Source organism: Clostridium sp. AM46-21, assembly GCF_003480025.1.
In the GTDB taxonomy this organism is placed as follows: Bacteria; Bacillota; Clostridia; order Lachnospirales; family Lachnospiraceae; genus Coprococcus; species Coprococcus ammoniilyticus.
In genome coordinates this window covers 19,804-43,530 of record NZ_QUIB01000007.1, presented here as the reverse complement: position 1 = coordinate 43,530, position 23,727 = coordinate 19,804, and the positions used below count along the sequence as shown (strand labels likewise).

Sequence of the window (23,727 nt, the reverse complement as noted above, 5' to 3'; positions counted from 1 at the left end):
TCAAATATTGAGATAAATGGAAATGTAATTATAAAAGCAAGGGGATCACAGCCATCAAATGAAAGCTATGCAGCATATGGAGCAGCCGGTATCGGTTCTCAGTACAATATGCCGGTTGATGGCATCCGGATCTCAGAAAATGCAGACGTAACAGCAATTGGTGCAAACGGAGCAGCCGGTATCGGTTCCGGTGCAAATGCTGATGCTGCCAATATCGAGATTGCAGGCGGAATCGTAAATGCAACAGCGGGAAGTGGAACGATCGGTTCTAAAAATATTGGCGGAGCCGGTATTGGTTCCGGTGCTTACATAAATGATGAAGCAAAGCTTGCTTCCGGTATTACCATTTCAGGAGGAACTGTAATAGCGACCGGTGGAGACGGTGGAGCCGGTATCGGTTCCGGATCTGATGTAGAAGCAACAGAGATTAAGGTAACAGGCGGTGTTGTAAAAAAAGCAACAGGCGGCACAGATGCAGCCGGTGTTGGTTCGGGAGCAAATGCAAAGGTATCGTATATTATGATATCAGGTGGAACTGTAACAGCAGTTGGTGGAGCAAATGGAGCAGGTATCGGTTCCGGTCTGGCAGGTGCAGCCTCCGATATTTACATTTCAGGAAATGTAGCTGTAACGGTAACAGCAGGAACAGACGGAGCCGGTATCGGTTCCGGTAAGAATGCATCCGTTGATAATATCAATATTTATTTAGAGTATGCAGGAAATCTGACTGTCGATGGTACAGAAAACGGAGCCGGTATTGGTTCCGGAGCAACAGATACTGTATCAGAGGCAACAAATATTAATATTTCAAATACAGGTTTTATTAGTATCAGAGCAAGAGGAAATGGAGCCGGTATCGGAGCCGGTCTGAATTCAGAGACAAGGGATATTAATATTATCGGCGAGGTCGTTGAGACAAAAGGAAAGCTTATAGTTATTGCTGCAAATGGTCCGGCAATCGGTGCTTATGCAGGAGATGTTAAGAACGTAAATGTCTTAACAGATGCAACAGTCAACCTCAGTGCTGAAAATGGTATTGCAGTAGGAGCACTGAATGGCTCATCTGCTTCTGATATTACAATTATCGGTGATAATATCTGTGGAGCAAAGGCAGAGGATGTTCCTGTTCTGGGAACTGTTTCTAACTCTGTTCTGTTCGTAGGAAAGACATATGAGGTTTATGGAACAGCAACCATTCGCAAGAGTACACATATTAAAGCAGGAACAACATTAGAATTACCGTCATCATCCAAGCTGATCATTCCTAAGGACGTTGAACTTGTAGTTGATCCACAGCATGATAATGTACTTCCGGGTGCGCTTGTTTGGGCAGCTGACAGTGATGCACAGTTAATCATCAATGGTACTTTAACAGTTAAGGGAACAATGGCGATGGATTCCGAATATGGTATCATTGTATTGAACGGTTCTCTTAATCTGGAAGAAAATGCTAATATTTACGGTAAGTTCTTTATGAATGGTAAATATACCGGAAATGGTGTTATCACAAAGGGAAAGAATCAGACTCCGGAAGAGGGGGAGATTGCAGTATACCTTGATCTGGATATTGATGATGGTGTAACCTACAATGCAAAGGGTAATCTTGCAGAGAATCAGTTGATCATTGATGAGTCCAGCCTAGAGGATACTACTACCGGTACATATGCAATTAATAACATTGTTGCACATGACGGATTCCAGATCACAGATATCCTGTTGGATGGCAAGTCCATTATAAATGACAGCAGTTATGTTACAAAGAATCAGGAAACAGGAGAGTACAATGTAGTATTATCGGTATCTGAATATCGTGGTGAGACGATAAAATTTGCAGTAAAAGCAAAATCAACCGTAGAATCGATCAGCATCGAACGTTTCCCAAATAAGACAGCATTTGCCAAAGGGGCAGAGTTTGATCTGAATGGTCTGAAGGTGGTAAAGACTTATAAGAATAAGAAGACTGCACCGGTTGATATTGATAAAGAGCTGAAGGTTACAGGCTATGATATGAACAGCGTTTCTGCACAGACGGTAACACTTCAGTATATTGCAGATGACAGATACAGTGATGATATTACAGCATCCTATGAGATAACTGTATTTGATTTTGCAGGCTTAAATAAGGGAAAGACCACACTTACTGCGGGCGGCGAATCATTTGTTGCTACAGATGTAGATAATGAGGAGCATGTTGTTAAGTTTGCATTAGGTAAGAATGTCGGTGATATCTCAGCACTGAAGGATAAGATCCGTCTTCAGGTACAGGGATTTACCAATACAGTTGGTCAGATCGATTTTGTATCAAGTGAGGTAGTCGGACAGAATGCGGTTGAGGCAACATATGTAGCAGATATATATGTAGATAAAGCAAAAACAGTAGTGATCCAGTATACAATAGTGATCACACAGCCAACCTTATACTATGATCTTGCAGAGGCAGCAGTAGCAGTAAATGGCGAATATACCTATGATGGAACGCAGCAGACACCGGATAAGGAAAATATCGAAGTTACAATCGATGGCGCAGTTGTTCCGGACGATCAGTATACGGTAGAGTATGGTGAGAATGTGAATGCCGGTACCGGTAGACTTACGATCAAGGGTGATGGTATTCATACTACAAACAGTAAGGAAGCAACATTTACAATTGCAAAAGCGAAGCTTACGGATATCGATGCACTTGTAAGATCAAATGAATTTACAGTTCAGAATGATGTAAAGCATGAGCTTCAGATAGAATTTGGCGAGATCGAAGGCCTTGCAGCAGATGAATATACTGTATCTTATAAGAAGATATCCGATCAGTCAAATATCGTGGCAAATGTATCAAACGGAGTTATCACGACTGCTTATGATACATCCTATTCAAAGGCAGGAACAGCAGAAATCGCTGTTAATGTAACAATTAAGGATAGTGCAGTAAACTACTATGCAGATTCTGAATTATCACATTCCATAAATGTTACATTAACAAAGTATGTAAAGGGAACCAGTATTACGATCACTTCCGATTCTGATGATTTTGCGTGGGATGCATCAGCCGGTGAATATAAGGTGACGCTTTATAAGGGCGAGAAGATCTGGATCGATGCCAAACTTAACGATGGATCAACAGATGTTATTGACTATAAGGTTGCAGAAGGCGGCGAAGAGATAGCTGCTTGTGATGGAATTACCATTTCTGCGTTAGGCAAGGGATCGACCATTATCACTGCAAGTACAGGTAAGGGCACTACAACAAAGAGGATTGCGGTAACGGTTCTTCCGACTACCAGACTTGAATTAACCGGTACGGAGACTTATGAGAAGGTATTTGGCGATAGCGCATTTACACTGGATGTGGCTTTAAAGGATACAGCGCTTGAATCCAAGCTCTCTGCATTACGGTATGTTTCGGCTGCTCCGGAGGTTGCTGCTGTAGATGAGACCGGTAAAGTTACTATAACGGGATGCGGTGAGACTACAATTACAGTAACATCCTATACAGAAGAAAGAGCATATACATCTGACGAATATGTAGTAATAATCAAGGTTAAGGCACCACATACAAAACATATCAAAGATAATGGAACAAGAGTTGAGCCAACCTGTGAGAAAAATGGTTCTATCACATATAGATGTACCGAGTGTAATGAGGTTATAGATACAGAAGAACTGAAGGCAACCGGACATACATGGGATAAAGGAAAGGTTACAACACAGCCAACTACAAAGACAGAGGGTGTAAAGACATATACCTGCAGCGTCTGCAAAAAGACAAGAACAGAGCCAATCGCAAAGCTTCAGGAACCGACACCGGAAAAACCAATAGTAAAACCGCTCAAGAAGGGGGATGTGGTTTCTGATGACAGTAAAGCTGCAAAGGTTCAGGTTATAAGCACATCCAAGAAAACAGTTGCATATAAAGCACCTGTAAATAAAAAGGCTAAGACTGTCAGCATTCCGGCAACCGTGAAGATCAGAGGTAAGAAATACAAAGTAACACAGATTGCAGAGGGTGCTTTCAAGAATAATAGGAAGGTAACAAAGGTTACAATCGGAAGCAATGTTAGTAAGATTTCCAAGAATGCTTTCAGCGGAGCGATAAAACTTAAAACTATCACAATTGGCAAGAATGTAACGGAGATCGGAGCAAATGCATTTAAGGGCTGTAAGGTTCTTACCGGTATTACGCTTCCGGCGAAGACAACGAAGATTGGAGATCAGGCATTTAGCGGATGTAAGAAGCTGAAGACAATTACAATTAAGTCTTCAAAGATAACCTCAAAGAAGCTTTCTAAAAATGCGTTTAAGGGTATTACCAAGGTTACAACGATCAAGGTACCTAAGAAGAAGGTTTCCTCTTATCAGAAGCTGTTTAAGAGCAAAGGCTTATCTTCCAAGGTCAAGGTAACAAAATAACAAAATAACAGTAAAAGCAAAGGACGCCGTTTGTGGTAGGAATATTACAGACGGCGTTTTCGTTTTATCTGGACAGTATGAGTCAAGGTGAAAAAATTTTTAAAAAATTTGAAAACTTTAAAACCTTTTTCCATTTGCCCCTGTCTTATATAGTAGAAGGCAGGAAAATAAAATATTTCTCTTGCATCTGTAAATATTTGTTGTAATAAAAAAATGAAAAGGAGAAGAAAGATGATGAAAAACAAGAGTTTATGGAAAGGGTTAATTGTAATGCTGGCAGCAGCATTCGTAATGTTAGTGATGCCAGTGCAGAAGGCATCTGCAGCAGGAACAACAGAGGGACCAGAACTGAAATGGGGCAGTTCGTATAGTGGCAGTACAGAGACCAGTAAATGTTATAAATATGCATTTTCTTTGAAACAATCCGGAAATGTCACCTTTGTATTTCAGGTATCGGATGCTGGATATGCATTTACCAGTATGGGTAAAATAACAGTTTTGGACGAAACAGGAAAAGAAGTATACAAGATTTATAATGTGGGAGATTGTAGTTTATCGCTGGATTTGCTGGCAGGTAATTATACATTAAGAATAGGCATGGAGGGTGGTATGGATGGTTGTAATTTTACATTTACACCATCATTTAAGCCATCTAAGGAAACGAAGTCCGAGCATGCAATGGCAAAGAATAATGAGATGGGAACAGCAACCTCTTATAAGATTGGTAAATCTGTAAAAGGACAGTTAGCGTTGAATGATGATATAGATATTTATAAGATGAGAGTAACAAAAAGTCAGTATCTGAATCTGACGGTATCTAGTAAGCTCCGTGAACTGAACATTAATTTGGTAAACACAAGTGGCAGTCGGAATGTTAGTATATCAGATATTGAAGCGGGACTTCATAAATACAGAGTATTTTTACCAAAGGGTACATATTATGTCAAGTTCAGAGGTGGTGTAAATTATGCAACGGACTATCATTATACAGGTAAGTATTCCTTTAGAACTTCTGTAACTGCAATACCAAAGCCAACTATTACTAAAACAAAACCGGATAATAAGTATAAGACGATGTATATACGGTGTAAGAAAAATTCATTGGCAGATGGCTATCAGTTCCAGATTGCAAGAGACAAAAAGTTTAAAAAGGGCAAAAAGACAAAGCAGGATGAATATACAGGAATGTATATGGTTGATTTGAAAAAAGGAACATATTATGTTCGTGTTCGTTCTTATGTGAAGATTGATAATTATGGTAGTACTCCGGATGAATATTATTATTCTTCTTGGAGTAAGGTTAAGACTGTTAAGATTAAATAATAATAAATACAACCCTACATAAATAAGTACAAAAACTGACATATGGATCATCATATTTTCGGAAGAAAGATACCTGATCCTCATGTCAGTTTTTTGTTGCCTTTATTTTCTTCATCTTGCTATCCCCTGTGAACTACGTTACAATGAAATCTGGAGAGACGGTGAGACGTGGTAGAAAAGGAAGTGAGTATTATGTGTAATTTAAGTCAGGGTATCAAGGAAGAAAGTGAAGCTAAAGGTGAAGAGAAGGCAAGAACAGAGATTGTACTGAATATGCATAAGAAAGGCTATTCTTTGGATCAGATTGTTGAGATAACAAATCTGGATGTTAGTGCAGTAAAGGCTATAATAGGCTAAACAGAGAAAACGGATCTGACATATTTCTATTAAAAGTATACAAAAATGAAAAAACAGGCGTGTGGGAGGCTACAAATGATTTGCAAAACATGTGGGAATGATCTGCAGGGAAATGAATATAACTGTCCGTTCTGTGGGGCGGCAGTTGATTATACAGAGGCGGTGGAGCAGGCAAAAGCCGGAAGGGAAGAAGGCTTTTCCTATCTGTATGAGATGACATATCGGAATAAGCTGTATATTGCGATGAAATACATGAAGAATGAGGATGAAGCGATGGATGTTCTGCATGATTCCTATGTGAAAGCATTTGAACGGCTTTCCGGTCTTCAGGATGCAAATTCATTTCCGGGATGGCTCAGTACCATCGTTGCAAATACCGCAAGGAATGCATTGAGAGATCGCCATACAGTGAATTTTTCGGATATGCAGAGAGAAGATCAGGATGGAGAGACATTTGAATATTCGATCGCAGATGAGAACATGACAGCCCAGCCTGAGATGGCATGTACAACGAAAGAAACACAGGAAATGGTACAGGAGCTGATCGGATCATTGTCTGATGAACAGAGAATGTGTGTGCTGATGTTCCACATTGAAGGATACAGTATAAAAGATATTGCGACAGTTCTTGGATGTTCAGAGAATACAGTAAAGTCCAGATTGAATTATGGACGGAAGAATATTAAGGCAAAGGCAGAGGAGCTTCAGAAGAAGGGTTACAAGCTGTACAGCTACACACCTATGGCGCTTCTTACCTATCTGCTGATGGCAGAGCGTGGAGGCATGCTGGTAGCAGGAACCTTCGACAAGCTGGCAGGTGTTGGAAGTGTAGTCGGTGCCGGGTTGATTCATGGTGGTGCCGCAGGCGCATTATCTGTTGCCGGAAGTGCAGCCACAGCCGGGGGTACCGGAGTCGCCGGAGCTGCAGGGTCGGCAGCGGGAACAGGTGCAGCCGCAGGAGGCAAGACGGCAGCAGCTACAGCGGCAAAACAGACCTTCTTGAAAACAGTAGCAGGAAAAATCACAATGGCGGCAGCCGGAGTGGCAGTAGCAGGAGGAGCAGCCGGTGTAGCAATATACAATCACAACCAGAACACCTGGCAGGATGCATATACAGAGGTGCTGAAGGAATATAGACAGGAAATTCAGGATTATGGCTGGCAAACTTCGCAGATGCGGGAGAATGAACCGACGTTGGTAGGAGAATCCAGAGCGATTACTGTTGCTGATATTATGGGAGATGATACTCCTGAACTGATCTTTGCGGTACAGGATGAATCAGATCCGAATAAAGCTGATCTTTATATATATACATATATAGATAATGAAGCAATACAGGTCTATAGTGGAGAACTTGATACAAGGTCAGATGAGAATCGGGACAAATGGGGATCAGAAGGAACACCATATGTATTAGTTTGCGCTAGAGAAGTTTCAGAAAATGGATGCCGGATGTATATACTTTGCAGCGATGGACAAAGTGATAATACAGAGATTGGTGTCATAGATAAGATGATAGAATTCGATGTGGCTACTTCTCGTGGAGATAGCTTACAACCGATTGTCTGGACCTGTCATGCAGAACAAGTGGGGGATGAAGAAACGGTGCCGGTTGCAGAACGGGATGGTATATCTGTGGCCTGGGAGGAATATCAGACAAAACGCGACGAAATATATCAAGAAGTGGATAGTGAGGTTCTGAAGAACATGGCGGCGACAGCTCCTTATGGCATATATGATCAGTTGGCAGATATTAACAGAGATTCGTCAGGAAATATAACGGCAGGTCGAAATTTAGGAGGAGTAAGTGACGGATGTGAAATGTCCTATGCAGATGCATTGAAATATTTTAAAGAGAGCAAATAATAAAAAATTATTAGCGTGCCTTTGGCTGTTTTTTAAGAATCAGTCGAAGGCATTTTATTTTATAAGAGAAAGTTCATTCTATAAAAAAACTCTCCGACTGAAAATACCGAATCTCTCCGATTGTATTTCCAAAAACTCTCCGATTATACTTAAAAAATGGTGTCTGAAAAAATTTTTAAAAAATTTCAAAAAATATAAAACTTTTTTGCAACCTCTGTGTCATATAGGTGAAACGATACAGAGGTTGCATTTTTTATGGATGAATTTCCGGATAAAAAATGCTCCTCAGATAAAGAAAAGGAGAATAAAAAATGAAGAAAATGAAAAGAATCGAAATCGCACAGTACATCGCATTGGGAGCAACCTGTTTAACCGTTTTAGGATTTGTCCTTTCCGGTATTTTTGGTGGCAGGATCCCGATGTCTATGATGGGGTATGGAGTTATGGCAGGCATTGTTTCCTACTTCTTCGGAGGGTTTGGAACTGCGGTGAGAATGGCAGGCAAGATAGCAAAATGGGGCTGGCTCATCGTACCATTTCCATATGACATCGTTACAGGTATGGTATCCTTCTTCATCTCGATCATGGTCTTTATCGGATTGCCGATCATCCCGATCCGTAAGGCATACAAAGAGCAGATGATGGATGTTGAAGTAGTTGAGTAAAAAGAATGTAGAAAGAGAGGACAGATTATTATGAGTAGAAAAATGAAACAGATCATGTTAGCAGTAATTTTAATGGTGATGATGTGTGCAGTAAGTCCTGCACGAAAGGTATCCGCAGAGGTGTTAAACAGTCCACAGCAGATCGTATGGGGACAGAGTTACAGTGGCGAGCTGGAGGATGCACAGAATACATATGAGTATACATTTACGATGAAGAAATCCGGTACATTTTCTCTTGCGATTGCGACGGAGGAAATTGGAAAGACCCACACCGGGCTTAATTATATAAAAGTCAGCGATATGTATGATAATGAGATCTATACAGCATCAGTCAGTGAAGGAAATGGCAGCTATAAGGCAGAATTATTAGCAGGTGATTATAAATTATCACTGTGTGCAGGTTTTTATACCGGCTGCAAGTTTACATTTACCGCATCATACAAGGCATCCGGCGAGACACGTTCCGAGGCATGGCTGTCACAGAACGATGAGAAAACGATGGCATTTACCTATAAGGCAGGTACGACCTATAAAGGACAGTTTGCATTTAACGAGACAACAGATATCTATAAGATGAAGATGACAAAGAACCAGTACATGAACATTCAGATCAACAGCAAGATCAAGGAAATGAATGTTGTGATCGAGAATACGAATGGTGACATTCACTATATTCAGACGGGTGTTACACCGGGAACCAGAAAATACACATTTTTCCTGCCAAAGGGAACCTACTACATCACGATGACCAAAGGCTGGCCATATAGTGTTGATCCAAATTATGCCGGAATGTATACATTTAAGACGACATTTACAGATGTTCCGAAGACCACTGTAAACAAGGTAAAGAATCTTTCATCCGGAAAGTTAAAGGTAACATGGAAGTGCAAGAACAAGGCGACCGGATATCAGATCCAGATCGCAACGGATAAGAAATTTAAAAAGAATAAGAAAGTATATGATGCGCCATTTAAGAATTACAATAACTGTACATTCTGGGATCTGAAAAAAGGCAAGACTTATTATGTTCGTGTCCGTTCTTATGTAAAGGCAGGTTCCCGCGAGAAGAAATGTTACTCTGTATGGAGCAAATATAAGACTGTAAAGATAAAGAAATAGAATATAATGTTATCCTGATTTTGTGGTATGCTATAATAAAGCAAAAAATATCCAAAAACTTAAAACTTTTTACCCACCTGATCTGTCCAATAAACAGGAGGTGAGATATATGGATGTGTGGAAGGCAGTGTGCGCGTTTGTTGCATTGTTAAGAAAAGAACGAAAGGAGCTGCCGGACGATCCAGAGCAAAAGAAAGAATTATTTGAACGGATCGAGCACGACAGGCAGTCCAGATAAATAATGGTTAAAAAGAATCAATAATTACAGAGATTAGATAAAAAGCAGGAGGAGCAGGATAACATGAAGTGCAGAACATGTGGAAATGATTTACAGGGGAATGAATACAACTGTCCGTTTTGTGGCAGCTGTGTCGATTATACACAGGCAGTGGAGCAGGCGAAGGCAGGACGGGAAGAAGGCTTTACATTCTTATATGAGAACACATACAGGAATAAGCTATACATTGCAATGAAATATATGAAGAATGAACAGGATGCGATGGATGTCCTGCAGGATGCATATATAAAGGCATTTGCCAGATTAGATAGTTTGCAGGATGCAAATGCATTTCCGGGATGGATGAGTACGATCGTAGCACATACAGCGCTTAACGCACTTCAGAAGAAGCAGGCAGTTCTGTTTTCTGATCTGCAGAATGAAAATGATGAAGGGGATGTCTTCGAATACAATCTGGAAGATGAGAATATGAGCACACAGCCGGAAATGGCATGTACGGTACAGGAAACACAGGATATGGTGCATGAGCTGATCGATTCCTTGTCGGATGAACAGAGGGTCTGTGTGCTGATGTTCCATCTGGAGGGCTACAGCATCAGGGATATCGCGACCATATTGGGTTGTTCGGAGAATACCGTAAAGTCCAGGTTGAATTATGGACGTAAGAATATCAAGGCAAAGGCAGAGGAGCTTCAGAAGAAGGGCTACAAGCTTTACAGCTACACACCGATGTGTCTTCTTGTATATCTGCTTATGGCAGAACGTGGAAATATGATCGTTACGCATGTATTTGAGCAGATGGCAGGTCTTGGTGGAAATGTTGCAGCCGGCATCATTCATGGTGGTGCTATGCAGATGGCGGGCAATGTTACAGGCGGGGCTGCCCAGATAGCAGGAGGAACCGCCGGACAGATGACCGGAGGAGCATCCCAGATAGCAGGAGAAACTGCTGGACAAGTAGCCGGAGGAACAGCACAGACAGGAGCTGCCGGATCGGCTGCGGGGGCAGTAGAAGGCGGAAAGGCTATCGCAGCTACAGTTGGAAAGCAGGCATTTATAAAAACGGTAACAGGCAAGATCGTGATCGCAGCCGCTTCCGTTGCCCTGGTAGGAGGTGCGGTCGGAGCAGGATTTGCATATAAGCACTCACAGGATAAGAAGAAAGATCAGAATGCAACAACAGAAGCCGCTTCGGAAGCAAGTGATGATACTGTTACAACAGAGGTGACAACAAAGGCAGAGGAAACCACTGAAGTTACAACGGAAGAACCAACAGAGGTAACGACAGAGGCAGCCATTGATGAAAGTCTTTATAAAGCAGCATACAAAGAGGTACTTGAATCCTATAAGACACAGATCGACAATTATTACTGGCAGTATGAATATGATTATTCCACAAAGGCTGCAAAAGAAGAACAGACGCCGATCGTATTTGCCGATGTTACAGGTGATGGTGTGCCGGAGATGATCCTGGTAAGATCAGAACATAACGAAGCTTCAATTGCACAGATGGATATTTATAGCTTTGACGGAACAAAAGCAAAGAGAATCTTTGGAACGGATATGGAAGAATATGGTGGCTGGGATATAAATGCTGCTTCCGGAACCAGTTATTATCTGTTTACGACTAAGAAGGGAACCTTATATGCATATAGTGGGTTCGGAGATGAGAGTTATACAGACAGTTATATCAAATTCACGGTAGATGATTCCGGCATGCTTCAGAAGTCAACAACCTGGACAAGAAGGAAAGGTCCGAATGACGATTATTCAGCAACTGTTGTCACATGTCAAAAGAATGGTTCTGAGATCACAGAGGATAAGTATGATACGCAGGTAAAGAAATTACAGAAGAATTTTGATACCTTGTTAATGTATAATGGACAGGGCAAGGATAAAGCCAAGGAGGTTCTTGGTACGCTGGATGATACCGCTATGACTTATGATGAGGCTATGGAATATCTGGGAAAGATCACACAGAAAAAAACGGACAAAACGGCATCTGACAAAAAGCAGGAGAAATCTGCCGATAAGAAAGAAATCTCTGCCGGAAATGCCGGAGAGGTAGCAGTGACATTGCCTGAGGATCTGCCGGAAGAATTTATTCTGACGAGTGGAGTAGGTGCATGGGGAGCCGGTATGGATATCAAGCCGGACGGAACCTTTACGGCATCTTATTATGATAGCAATTATGAGGGCAGATCAACGTCCAGCGGTTCCGGATCATTTAAGAATATTAAACAGGTTGATAAATATACTTACACAATGGAGCTGGACACTTTAAAGTATGATGATGAGATCGGTAAAGTGGTTGCAAATGATAACGGATACAAAACCACATTTACAGAGCTTTACGGAATTGCGGGTGGAACGACATTTACAGTGTATCTTCCGGGTGCACCGACAGCAGATATGCCGGATGGAATGAAGAACTGGCTGGGCTTTCATTATTACAATGTCCCGATACCGGATGCCCTTGACTGCTATGCCATTTATAATGTAGATAAGGAAAAAGGATATTTCAGCACAGGGTTACAGTAAATAGATAAACCTTACTCTCTCCAACGTTTCAAGAAAGGCGATAACACGTTTTAACATATCAGGAGCTTCTTCGGGGAACTGTTCTTCCATGATGGATACCAGATTGAATACCGTGTTGTCGCCATTTATATGAACCCATAAGGTACTGCCATATCGGTCAAGCCTGATATGGCTTTTCTTTGGTTTGTGAAAATATTTCTGGGCGATCTTGTGATAAAAACCGGTATGCGGCATCTCGATCACAATAATTCCATCGGGCGACTGTTCCCATGTATAATTCAGATTGATGCAGGGGATTTTGTCCATATAGTTTGCAGTATGGGAAAGAAAACCGGATTTTGATCTTTTTATAAAAAATTGCGAGAGGGTATCTTTACGATTATGGTTCTGTTTTGCAATGACATTTTGTATATTATATTTTTGCATGAGAGAATAAATCCTTTCCGGGTGAAGATATTAAAGTGTGTTATTGGATGATTGTTTATCCTTCGTTTTATGGATCATGTAGATCATACTGAAAAGCAGGGCAAGGAAGAACAGGCAGCCGCCCCATTTTCCAAGATGGAATCCCATAAGTCCCAGATTGATCCGATCACTTACGCCAAATACGGCAAGGACGGCAAGCAGGATTCCGACCAGCCCTTCACCTGCGATCATACCGGAGGAGAAAAGGATACCGTTATTACGGACGGTTTCGCGTGAACCCTCATCGGCCAAGCGGCGTTTCTCCACGAAAAGGCGGATCAGACCACCGATCATGATCGGAACTGTCAGGTAAATCGGAAGATACAGTCCGATGGCAAATGGCAGAACCGGGATACCTAAGATCTCGACAACGACAGCAATGCAAATGCCGACAATAACAAGTCCCCATGGAAGATTGCCATTCATAACACCTTCAACGACCATTTTCATAAGGGTTGCCTGCGGAGCAGGAAGCTCGGTAGAACCATATCCCCATGCTGCATTCAACAGATAGAGAACACCGCCAATCGCAAGACCGGATGCGATCGATCCGATCAGTTCGCCGATCTGTTGCAGATATGGTGTTGCACCGACGATATACCCCGTTTTCAGATCCTGCGAGGTGTCTCCTGCCATGGCTGCAATTATGCAGATAACAGTACCGATGCAGATGGCAGATGTCATACCCCGGTATCCTGCTATGCCGGCTTGCTTTAACAGGATCGTTGCAAATAGCAGGGTTGCGATCGCCATACCGGACACGGGGTTATTCGAAGAGCCGACGACACCGACCATTCTTGCAGATACGGTTGCAAAGAAAAATCCAAAAATAATGATCAGAATGGATGTGACCGGATTGATCGGAATATCCGGAAATGCACTCAGACCAAATGCTACGATCAGGATACCGCCGATTGCATAAGGAAGCGGAATGTCTTTGGATGTTCGCGAATTTCCATCTGTATGTCCGAAGCCTTTCAGGGCTTTGGCAAATGTGGATGCGATCAGCGGAAATGATTTTAGCAGGCTGAAGATTCCGCCGGCTGCCACCGCGCCTGCGCCGATATACCGCACATAATTTCCCCATAACTGATCGACTGACAGTTCGCGGATCGGAACGGAAGCGGGGAACAGGATGTTGTCACCTCCAACAAGAACGAGCAAAGGCATGATAACAAACCATCCAAGTACAGCACCGCTTAACAGATACGAAGCAACCTTTGCGCCGCAAATATAGCCGACACCGACCAGTGCAGGGAGAACATCCATGCCGAAGCCCGATCCTTTATAGGCAGGAATCGTCCATGTGATCTCACTTGGAAATAAATGCAGACCATCAGCAATAAATTTATAGACAGCGGAGATACCAAGCCCGGAAAATACCTGCGTGGATTTGTGACCGCCGGTTTCTCCGGCGAGCAGTACTTCAGCGCAGGCAGTTCCTTCCGGAAATGGAAGTGTACCATGTTCTTCTACGATCAGAGCGGTACGAAGTGGGATCATGAACAGAACACCGATCAGTCCGCCACAGATGGCGACAAATGCAATCATCAGAAAAGATGGAGGTTTTATGTCGGGATTTTCATCTGCCCACATGAACAGGGCTGGCAGCGTAAAGATAGCTCCGGCAGCCAGAGATTCTCCGGCAGAGCCGATCGTCTGAACCATATTATTTTCAAGAATTGAATCGCGGCGCATGATCATGCGCACAATACCCATAGAAAGAACGGCAGCAGGAATCGAAGCGGATACAGTCATGCCGACTCTTAAGCCAAGATATGCATTTGCACCACCAAACACAACTGCCAGAATGATCCCAAGGATCACAGATGTCGGCGTAAGCTCCGGCATCACCCGGTCTGCCGGAATATATGGTTTAAATTGTTTCATATACAACCCTCAAATCATAGTTTTATGCCACTAGTATGTACAGAGTCTGGCAGAAACATACACAGAAAATCTGAAAAAAGAGCTTCATCAGATATGTCAAGACATGGAAGCTGAAATAATAAAATAGAAGGAAACAGGTAGGATGTGTTTAAAGAATAACGCCTGCTGGTTGTACCTAAGGAATATCGTATATTCCATGGATACAGCCAGCAGGCGTTTTTACTTTATGTGTTATTGTTATAAAATAGTTTATTTATTGAGGGCGGCAAGCTGTGCTTTTAAAGCTGCGATCTCAGAAAGCATTGCGTTCTTCTCAGAAAGAACAGCCGCAATTTCAGCGTCTTTTTCGGATAGAGCGGCATCTTTTTCAGACAGAGCAGCTACTGCTTCATCCCGTTCCTTTTGTAGTTCATCGATCATATAGTGAACCGTATTCTCATCTAACATTCGAAGTGCTTCTGAAAACATGGTGATTACCTCCTCCGGATCATACATATATTCAGACATATCCTTACAGATAGCTTCCATCCATGGATAGTCAGATACCAGTGCAGCAAGGTCGTCAACCGACTGGGCAGTCAGTAATGACAGCCATGCATTTAATTCATTAATATCTTTAGCATACTTACTTTCACAGAAAACGTCAAGGGCAACCACATAGAATTCCTGTAAAAGCTTCAGTTCGATTCCGGTATCAAAAACAGTTCTGCCGTGGTGCAGGTAGATATCGGATAATGCATCAGTCAGATATGCATTCGGACTTTTTTCATATATCACGATCGTGTAAACCGTTTTCAGATCCTTGTAGGTAAAGGCGTTTCCTTTCAGGCTTTTCACTCTTGTATACTGACGCAGCATGAGATCGGAGGAGTAGCAGGACATACGTTTCCCGGGAAAGCGTAGGGAATCTTCTGGATCTCCACATTTGCGATTGAGCCATCTTCCAACTGGACAAGGATATCCAGAAGCAGGAGCGAGGTGGACGGCAGCATACTGTCTTCGTTTGACAGGATACACTGAACCGTCACCCTTGTGCCGATGATACTGCTGATGAGACTGGACAACCGCTCGGGATAGATGTCCGGGTTGAACAGCTTCTTGAAAAATGGATCGTAGGTTAAAGGCAGAGTTTTCGTACCCTCCATAAATCCAAGAAAGCGGTTCTTCCATTCTGGCGACATGTTCTGATATGCAAAGTAACTTCGCGGATGCTTCCGAAGCTCCGCGAGACATTCCTGCTCTGTGCGGGCAGGAAAAAGCTGGTGGATGTCTATTGGAGAACCATTGGCTGGCTGACTGGCATGGTTGTAGTTGGTAACTTTTTCGTTTGATACCGGTTGCTTGTGAAGGTGATTATTGTTGTTTTGGTTATACATAAGTTTCATTCCTCGTTATTTTCCGGCGCCTGTTTTGTCGACAGGAACAGCATAGCAGAAAAAAGAGGAAAAAGACTGCCAATGTAACAAATGGTATGTCTGGATGTAACTTTCGGTAATTTTTGCTGTTTATCCCCCCATAACCCAAGATTACATCAATGTTGTTGAGGGAAAAAACAATCTATGCTACAATGGTGGCGTGAATTTTGAACGGATAGAAAGGCAACACTATGTATAAATACTATTTATTTGACCTGGACGGCACAATAAGCCAGTCCGAGCCGGGCATTCTCAACTGCATCCGCTATGCTCTGGATGCAGCCGGACTGCCGGAGCCATCGGAGAAAGTGTTAAAGACATTTATCGGACCATCGTTGTACGATTCCTTTACATCCAAATGTCATGTTGACCACGATCAGGCACTCTGGCTGGTGGCGAAGTACAGAGAACGATACAATGTGACAGGTCTGTATGAGACATCTATCTATGATGGCATCCCACAGACACTCAAGGATTTAAAAGAAAAAGGTGCGAAGATCGGAGTGGCGACCTCCAAACCGACAGAACCAACGAAGAAGATACTGGCGAAATTCGATCTGGCACAGTACTTTGATGTCGTTGTAGGAAGCAATCCGGATGGAACCGGATCGGACAAACAGGTGCTGATCGCGGAGTGCCTGAAGCGGTTGAAGGAAGCCGATGTGGAAGGTACGGATATGCCACAGGCAGACTGGGAAGAGGCAGTCATGATGGACGATTCCAAGCCAGAGGTTAAGACACAGATACATGAAAAGGATGCCGTTATGATCGGTGACCGGATGTTTGACATTGATGGCGGACATGCCTGCGGAATTGATACGGTCGGTGTTCTGTATGGATATGGAAACCGTGAGGAATTTGAAAAAGCTGGTGCGGAATATATCATCAGCCGTCCGGAGGAGCTCCTGACATTGTAAGAGAGATCAGACAGAAGCCCTTTTGATATTATAAGGAGACTTTTAATGGGTATTCATAAGGATATTAAGGGTATATAGAAGGCAAATGCAGGCATATACATAAAAGAGGAGACGAAAACGTGAGAAAATTATTGACGCTTGAGGATATCCATGAGCGTGAGAAAACAATGGTGTTCATGTTCCATGATCTGTGTGAGAAGCATGGGCTGCGGTATTATCTGTGTGGTGGTACGCTGCTTGGAGCAGTCAGACATCAGGATTTTATTCCGTGGGATGATGATATCGACATTCTGATGCCACGACCGGATTATGAGAGATTGCAGGAAGTGATCAAAGAGCAGCCATTTCTGCCGGAGCATAAGTTCCTGTCAGCAAGCCTTGGCAATCTGGATGAGCCATATACGAAGCTTGCGGATACGAGGACAAGACTGGACAAATATTATACGAGGACAAATATGACATCTATTTATGGATGGATATTTTCCCGATGGATGGACTGCCGGATGATGATGCAGAGATTGAGAAAATCTATAAAAAAGCACTCTGGTACCGTAGGATCATACAGTATCTGAAGATGAAGACCGGCCGGGGTGGCAATCTGGTCAAGAGGATCGTGAAGCCGGTCTTAAAGCCATTTGCACATCTGATCTGGGGCAAGAAGCGGACCGTGAAGAAGCTGATACGGCTATGTACGCAGTATGATTTTGAATCGTGCAAATATGTAGGAGGCATTGCCTGTGGCTATGGTCCGCAGGAGAAGATGCCGAGAGAAGAATATGTGAAGCCTGTGAAGGTGACATTTGGCGGCAGAGAGCTGATCGCACCGGGTTGTACAGACTATTACCTGACATCCCTTTACGGCGACTATATGAAGCTTCCGCCAGAAGAAGACCGGAAAGCTCACATTATCAAAATGTATCAGGTAGAGTAAGCATATAGATATTTGTATAAGGAACAGAGTAAACGGTGGACAACATGAATAGTACAAGTGTTTTCCATATCAAGACGAAAATAAATAAAAATCATTCAGGAGGAAATAAAAATGAAAGATAAGATTTTAGAAGAGGACCTGTTGTATATTGCAAATGCAGGTGGAGATTATGAGAAATTATACGGCAAATCCATCCTGATCACAGGAGCAACCGGACTGGTTGGTTCACAGATCGTAAAGGCACTGCTTAAGATGAACGAAGTAAAGAATGCTGATATCACGATCTATGCATTTGTCAGAAATGCAGAAAAGGCAGACAAGATCTATGATGAATTTGCAAAGGATAAGCTGGTGTATGTGATCGGCGATGTTGGAGATCCGGTTACCGATGAGACTGTAATCCTGTCAAATGGCAAGAAGATCTCAGAAGTACAGATCAACTACATCATACATGCAGCAAGCCCTACAGCATCCAAGTTCTTTGTGGACTATCCGGTGGAGACGATCATGACTGCGGTAAATGGTACAAAGAATATGTTAGACCTTGGTAAGGAGAAGCAGTCCGAGGGTGTTGTATATATATCATCAATGGAAGCATTTGGTGCACCGGATCCTGAAAAGCCATATGTAAAAGAAGATGATCTGGGATACATTGATATCCACAATCCAAGAAGCTGTTATCCGGAGGGCAAACGTCTCTGCGAATGTATGTGTTCTTCTTACGCAAGTGAGTATAAGCTGCCGGTTCGTATTGCAAGACTGTCACAGACATTTGGCGCAGGTATCAGCTATGAAGAGAATCGTGTATTTGCACAGTTCGCAAAGGCTGCTATGAATAAGACGGATATTGTTCTGCACACAGCCGGAAAATCCGTTGGTAATTACTGCTACACCAGAGATGCCGTTATGGGTATTCTGCTCCTTCTTGTAAAGGGAAATGATGGTGAAGCCTATACCGTAGCGCATCCGGAAGCACATATCACGATCGGAGATATGGCAAAGATGGTTGCAGAGAAACTGGCAAATAATGAGATCAAGGTTGTATTTGACATACCGGAAAGCGCCATGACATTTGGCTATGCACCGGATGTAAATATGCGCTTGAATTCAGATAAACTTCAGGCACTTGGCTGGAAGCCGGTGATCGGTCTGGAGGAAATGTATACCCGCATGATGAAGAGCATGGAGTATACAAGATAAAGATTGGAAGAAATAAGCAGAAACTGCTGCTGCAGGGGACGATCTGTTCTATGGTAGCAGCAGTTATTTGCATTACAGGAAAGTCTGGGATAAAGAAAACAGGAGGACGTGGCAGTTGGTAAACAGGATCGTAGTCGGAGCGGACAGCTTCAGTATACATGGAAAATTTGATGAGCAGGGGATGTTCCTTTTGATGGAAGAGGGCGATATCCTTTCAGATGAGGATTTTGCGCGTATCGTGACCTTTGTTGATGACCACAGGAACGGAGATATCTTTCTGTTGCCGAAGAAATACGGACCGAGCAGGAACAGCAAGAAGGGAATCATGTATGCACCGTTTTCCGCATATCGCGAGAAAGGAAAGCATGCGCCTTGGCTTGCACAGAAGCTGGACAGAGATCAGGAATTTCATGGTGTCTATGAGCAGCTTATAAATGGGGTGATCTCTACGGAGATTTTAAGATTCCTGCACGGATTTACACCATTCGGTATGGTGTTTAAGGGAAGCCTGTTAAATCAGTTAATGGAGATCGCAGATGCCGGAATACAGGGTAGTTCTGCCGGAATACAGAATGCCGGACAGGATGCAAATGTGACATTCGGAAGCCCTGCGCATACATTGGAGGACGTTCTGGTAAAGGGATCATTTCCGGTATTAAAATGGCTGCTTGCGGTTCAGGCAAGAGCCTGTCTGGATGAGAAACTCTATTATATCGATGGTGTTGACTATACTTTGAAAAACAGCTTTGAAGGGGATAAGACCTTTTTTGAAGGAATCTATGACCGGGCATGGTATAAGGATACCGTTGATCAGCTGATCGAATGGTTAAAGGAAATGTCCATCCATCAGGAAACCCTGCAGATGCTTGTTATGCAGCATGCACTGTTCATTGTAAAATATATGATCCAGGCAAATCTCGATAACCTGAACAAGCATTTATTTGAAGAGACCGACGGCGAGGCTTTTTTGTGGAGGCTTGGGGAAGTGCTCTCTTATATAGATGATTCGATCATTTGTGAGAATCAGGGATACCATGTGGATATGAAGAATGAAGACTGCCTGGTATGGGTATTGCTGATCTTAAAGTATAAGGACACCGGTCTGGAATTTGATTTTACAGATGGCTGCTACAGCTATAATGATATCCAGATTGGAGAGCTTACGAAGCCGACGGCGGACATTCAGTTTATGGACAATAAAGATATGGAGGATCACACAGAGCTTACGATCGAAGGACGTTTATCGCCTATTCTTTTGATGAATGGAGCAGAGTTTGGTGTTCTGGTCGGTGACCGCTTCTATCCGGCAGAATATAATGAGCGGTATGCACATACAAAAGCATTTGGCATGTCGATCTTCAAGCTTCGGGCATTTACGATCCGGGTGGAGCTTCCATATGGACAGGAAACAGAATTGGCTTATGTAACAAGAGTCCGGGCGGATGTCTTTGAAAATGGTGAAACGATGGGAATGTCGGTAGAGGATCTTCCGGTCACTCTGGAATTCGATTCTCATTTCAGCCGTTTGTGTGACCGTTTCCATCACAGCTATTGGAAGATCAATAAGAAGCTGTATATGTATAAGACAGAAGCCAATATCATGAAGGTTGATCCGGTAAAGCATGGGAAGATCGCAGGCAGAGAACTGACGTTATGGCGGGATATGTTTGCAACCGGACAGAAGAAGGTTATTAAGTTTATCATTGTCCGGGCGTTCTTAAAGGCAAAGCCGGTTTTAAAGCATCGTCCGATCTGGCTCTTTTTTGATAAGATATATAAGGCGGGGGACTCCGCAGAATACATGTACAAATATGCAAGAAGCAAGAAGGATGGCATCAAATGCTATTATCTGGCAGATGGGGCATCGGAAGATTATGCACGTCTGGAACGCGAAGGTATGAAGCCGGTCAAACGGAGAAGCATCAAGCACCGGTATGCATTTTTGTATGCGGATATGGTGATCGTGTCAAACTCTACCGTCTACGCATTTAATGATTTCGGTACGATCAATTCGGCACTGATCCGTGATCTGATGAACTTCCATGTAGCCTGTGTCCAGCATGGTATGTCTATCCAGAAGATTGCAGTTGCGCAGAACCGGTTGAGAGATAATACACGGTTGTATTTCTGTGCATCCAAATATGAGATTGAAAATCTGTCGAAGCCGATCTACGGCTATGAGGGTTATGATGCATTGAAGCTGACCGGAGTACCGCGTTATGATGGACTCATAAATGAAGATAAACGGCAGATCCTGTTATCTCCGACCTGGCGGATGCAGGCAGCAGTTCCGGTTACAAAGAATGAGGGTGTGAGCCGTGACTACAATCCACTTTTTAAGGAGACAACCTATTATCAGGTATATAACAGCCTTATTAATGATGAGCGTCTGATCGCTGCGGCACAGAAATATAATTATAAGATCGTCTATGTACTGCATCCGATCGTCAGCCCGCAGATCGATGATTTTGATAAGAATCCTTCGGTAGAGATCATTCCGGCGGTTGCCGTTCATGGACATTCCGGTGTCAATTATGAGAAGGTGTTCCGGGAATCCAGTCTGATGGTTTCGGATTTCTCGGGTGTTCAGTTCGATTTCGCTTATATGCGTAAGCCGGTGGTCTACCTGCACCATCACGATATACCGAAGCATTATGAGGAAGGAACCTTCCACTATGATACGATGGGATTTGGCGAGATCTGTGAGGACAACGACGAATTGATCGATGTTCTGATCTCTTATATGCAGAATAACTGCGAGATGAAACCGGAGTACCGCAGACGTGCCGATGATTTCTTCCGGTTTGACGACCATGACAACTGTGAACGGATCTATGATGTCATGATCGACTACCAGAAGACAAAGATTCATTAAGATATAGCTTTTTCTATAGCATCAACTATGATCTCCAGGGTTTTTAACCGGGCATATTTTTTATCGACTGATTCGATGATGTGCCATGGAGCATAGGTGGTGCTTGTTTTTTGCAGCATTTCATTGACGGCTGTTTCGTATTGATCCCATTTTTCACGGTTCCGCCAGTCCTCATCTGTGATCTTCCATTGTTTTTCCGGTGTATTCTGACGCAGCGTGAATCGTTCAAGCTGAGTGTCTTTATCAATCTGTATCCAGAATTTGATGATCACAGCACCCCAGTCATACAGTTCTTTTTCAAATTCGTTGATTTCGTTGTAAGCACGTTTCCAGTCATTTTCACTGCAAAATCCTTCGATCCGTTCTACCATGACTCTGCCATACCATGTTCGGTCGAAGATAGCTACATGACCGGAGCGTGGAAGCCTGGTGAAGAAACGCCAGAGAAAATGTCGGGATTTTTCATACGGAAGAGGACTTGCGATCGGAAATACTTCGTAACCGCGAGGATCTAATGCTTCCGTTACACGCTTGATATTGCCGCCTTTTCCGGCAGCATCCCAACCTTCGTATGCAATGATGACAGGAATCTTTTTGTGGTAAATGCTGTTGTGCAGCTCTCGAAGTTTTCCCTGTAATTCTTTCAGACGTTTGGAATATTCTTCATCAGATACCGTCTTGTCCTGTAAAGAGATATCTGACAGCTTCGGCATGTCCATAAGAGGGAATACATTCTGCGGGATCGGAACTGCCAGTGAATGATTCTGTAGGGCAACACCGATTCCCTCGGTTAGGATTTCCAGAACCTGAAGCTCCGCCCATTTCTTGGAGCGGCCATCGATGATATACCATGGCGCGCGGGAAGAATCGGTAGCATCTAAGAATTTGTCAAAGATGTCCATGTATTTGTCATAATGTTTGTTCTGTGCTAGGTCAGTATCGGTCACTCTCCATTTGGTTGCAGGATCATCGGCAAGCGTCCGGATTCGTTTCTTCTGTTCTTTTTTCGAGATGTTCAGGAAGAATTTGACAACCAGATAGCCGTTATCGGTCAGCTGTCGTTCAAATCTCCGAACATTGGCAATTCGAAGCTCGTAGTCTTTTTTTGACAATTCTTTGTGTGCGTATTCACGCGTAAGCTGATCCATCCAGCCAGAATCCATAAAGACAAAATTGCCGGCTTCCGGTATCTCTTTTACAAATCGCCAAAGAAATGGTTTCCGCCTGTCCTCTTCTCTGACCTTTTCCAGCGATGCAACCCGGTAAAAACGTGGATCGATATTGTTGATGATCCGTCCGACCAGACTGCCTTTGCCGGAAGTACCCCAGCCTTCTACCAGAACGATGACCGGAAGCTTGTGTTCCCGGACAGCCAGCGTCTGCGCCGCCAGCTTTTTCTGCAAAGCCTTTAACCGTGTATTCATTTCCTCGTCCGATGGCTTTTCCTTCATAATTCGATTATTCAACATACATAACACCCCCTGTGTAATAATGAAATTAATTTTTTATATTGTGTGAATTATG

Annotated in this window: 18 protein-coding genes; 13 read left to right on the top strand and 5 right to left on the bottom strand. The window is 43.1% G+C overall.

Features of this window, described 5'->3' with window-relative positions:
• Window positions 1-108: 108 nt before the first annotated feature.
• From DW959_RS06230 to DW959_RS06205, 8 genes are all read left to right on the top strand, one after another.
• Window positions 109-4,401: a leucine-rich repeat domain-containing protein gene (locus DW959_RS06230; protein ID WP_118615697.1), complete on the top strand. Its 4,293-nt coding sequence runs from the start codon at window positions 109-111 to the stop codon at window positions 4,399-4,401.
• A gap of 231 nt (window positions 4,402-4,632) precedes the next feature.
• On the top strand, window positions 4,633-5,724 hold the full coding sequence (locus tag DW959_RS06225; RefSeq protein WP_118615695.1) for a hypothetical protein: 1,092 nt from the start codon (window positions 4,633-4,635) through the stop codon (window positions 5,722-5,724).
• Window positions 5,725-5,916: 192 nt separating this feature from the next.
• Window positions 5,917-6,081: a hypothetical protein gene (locus DW959_RS14150; protein WP_156782874.1), complete on the top strand. Its 165-nt coding sequence runs from the start codon at window positions 5,917-5,919 to the stop codon at window positions 6,079-6,081.
• 75 nt (window positions 6,082-6,156) lie between these two features.
• Entirely contained in the window at window positions 6,157-7,947 is a 1,791-nt protein-coding gene (locus DW959_RS06220) for an RNA polymerase sigma factor (RefSeq protein ID WP_182430059.1), read from the top strand.
• 311 nt (window positions 7,948-8,258) lie between these two features.
• On the top strand, window positions 8,259-8,612 hold the full coding sequence (locus DW959_RS06215) for a hypothetical protein (RefSeq protein ID WP_117808056.1): 354 nt from the start codon (window positions 8,259-8,261) through the stop codon (window positions 8,610-8,612).
• A 30-nt stretch (window positions 8,613-8,642) separates the two neighbouring features.
• Window positions 8,643-9,731 (top strand): fibronectin type III domain-containing protein, encoded by a 1,089-nt coding sequence (locus DW959_RS06210; protein ID WP_118615682.1) that lies wholly within the window; start codon window positions 8,643-8,645, stop codon window positions 9,729-9,731.
• Between the two features lie 109 nt (window positions 9,732-9,840).
• The gene (locus DW959_RS14850) at window positions 9,841-9,969 is read left to right on the top strand and encodes a hypothetical protein (protein ID WP_278286976.1); all 129 of its coding nucleotides are present in this window, start codon (window positions 9,841-9,843) and stop codon (window positions 9,967-9,969) included.
• A 63-nt stretch (window positions 9,970-10,032) separates the two neighbouring features.
• Window positions 10,033-12,510 (top strand): RNA polymerase sigma factor, encoded by a 2,478-nt coding sequence (locus tag DW959_RS06205; RefSeq protein WP_118615680.1) that lies wholly within the window; start codon window positions 10,033-10,035, stop codon window positions 12,508-12,510.
• Here DW959_RS06205 and DW959_RS06200 read toward each other — a convergent pair.
• From DW959_RS06200 to DW959_RS14545, 4 genes are all read right to left on the bottom strand, one after another.
• The gene (locus DW959_RS06200) at window positions 12,502-12,816 is read right to left on the bottom strand and encodes a PqqD family protein (RefSeq protein WP_173784022.1); all 315 of its coding nucleotides are present in this window, start codon (window positions 12,814-12,816) and stop codon (window positions 12,502-12,504) included. The two genes, DW959_RS06205 and DW959_RS06200, sit on opposite strands and share 9 nt — an antisense overlap.
• Before the next feature lie 150 nt (window positions 12,817-12,966).
• The gene (locus DW959_RS06195; protein WP_021944659.1) at window positions 12,967-14,865 is read right to left on the bottom strand and encodes an oligopeptide transporter, OPT family; all 1,899 of its coding nucleotides are present in this window, start codon (window positions 14,863-14,865) and stop codon (window positions 12,967-12,969) included.
• A gap of 249 nt (window positions 14,866-15,114) precedes the next feature.
• Window positions 15,115-15,702, bottom strand: a complete 588-nt coding sequence (locus DW959_RS14550; protein ID WP_243023359.1) for a hypothetical protein — start codon at window positions 15,700-15,702, stop codon at window positions 15,115-15,117.
• Window positions 15,699-16,241, bottom strand: coding sequence for a hypothetical protein (locus DW959_RS14545; protein WP_243023358.1), 543 nt, complete (start codon window positions 16,239-16,241; stop codon window positions 15,699-15,701). The genes DW959_RS14550 and DW959_RS14545 overlap by 4 nt, the downstream gene beginning before the upstream one ends.
• A 230-nt stretch (window positions 16,242-16,471) precedes the next feature.
• On the opposite strand from DW959_RS14545, the gene DW959_RS06185 reads away from it, so the two are divergent.
• The 5 genes from DW959_RS06185 (at window position 16,472) to DW959_RS06165 (ending at window position 22,203) form a co-directional block, all read left to right on the top strand.
• On the top strand, window positions 16,472-17,197 hold the full coding sequence (locus DW959_RS06185; RefSeq protein WP_118615678.1) for an HAD hydrolase-like protein: 726 nt from the start codon (window positions 16,472-16,474) through the stop codon (window positions 17,195-17,197).
• 119 nt (window positions 17,198-17,316) lie between these two features.
• Window positions 17,317-17,769: a LicD family protein gene (locus tag DW959_RS06180; protein WP_207664457.1), complete on the top strand. Its 453-nt coding sequence runs from the start codon at window positions 17,317-17,319 to the stop codon at window positions 17,767-17,769.
• The gene (locus DW959_RS06175; RefSeq protein WP_118615676.1) at window positions 17,670-18,128 is read left to right on the top strand and encodes a LicD family protein; all 459 of its coding nucleotides are present in this window, start codon (window positions 17,670-17,672) and stop codon (window positions 18,126-18,128) included. Before DW959_RS06180 ends, DW959_RS06175 begins: the two co-directional genes overlap by 100 nt.
• Window positions 18,129-18,239: 111 nt before the next feature.
• Window positions 18,240-19,328: an NAD-dependent epimerase/dehydratase family protein gene (locus DW959_RS06170; RefSeq protein WP_117822375.1), complete on the top strand. Its 1,089-nt coding sequence runs from the start codon at window positions 18,240-18,242 to the stop codon at window positions 19,326-19,328.
• Window positions 19,329-19,443: 115 nt separating this feature from the next.
• Window positions 19,444-22,203, top strand: coding sequence for a CDP-glycerol glycerophosphotransferase family protein (locus tag DW959_RS06165; RefSeq protein WP_118615674.1), 2,760 nt, complete (start codon window positions 19,444-19,446; stop codon window positions 22,201-22,203).
• Here DW959_RS06165 and pap read toward each other — a convergent pair.
• Entirely contained in the window at window positions 22,200-23,672 is a 1,473-nt protein-coding gene (pap, locus tag DW959_RS06160) for a polyphosphate:AMP phosphotransferase (RefSeq protein ID WP_118615672.1), read from the bottom strand. The genes DW959_RS06165 and pap overlap by 4 nt on opposite strands.
• Between the last annotated feature and the right edge of the window lie 55 nt (window positions 23,673-23,727).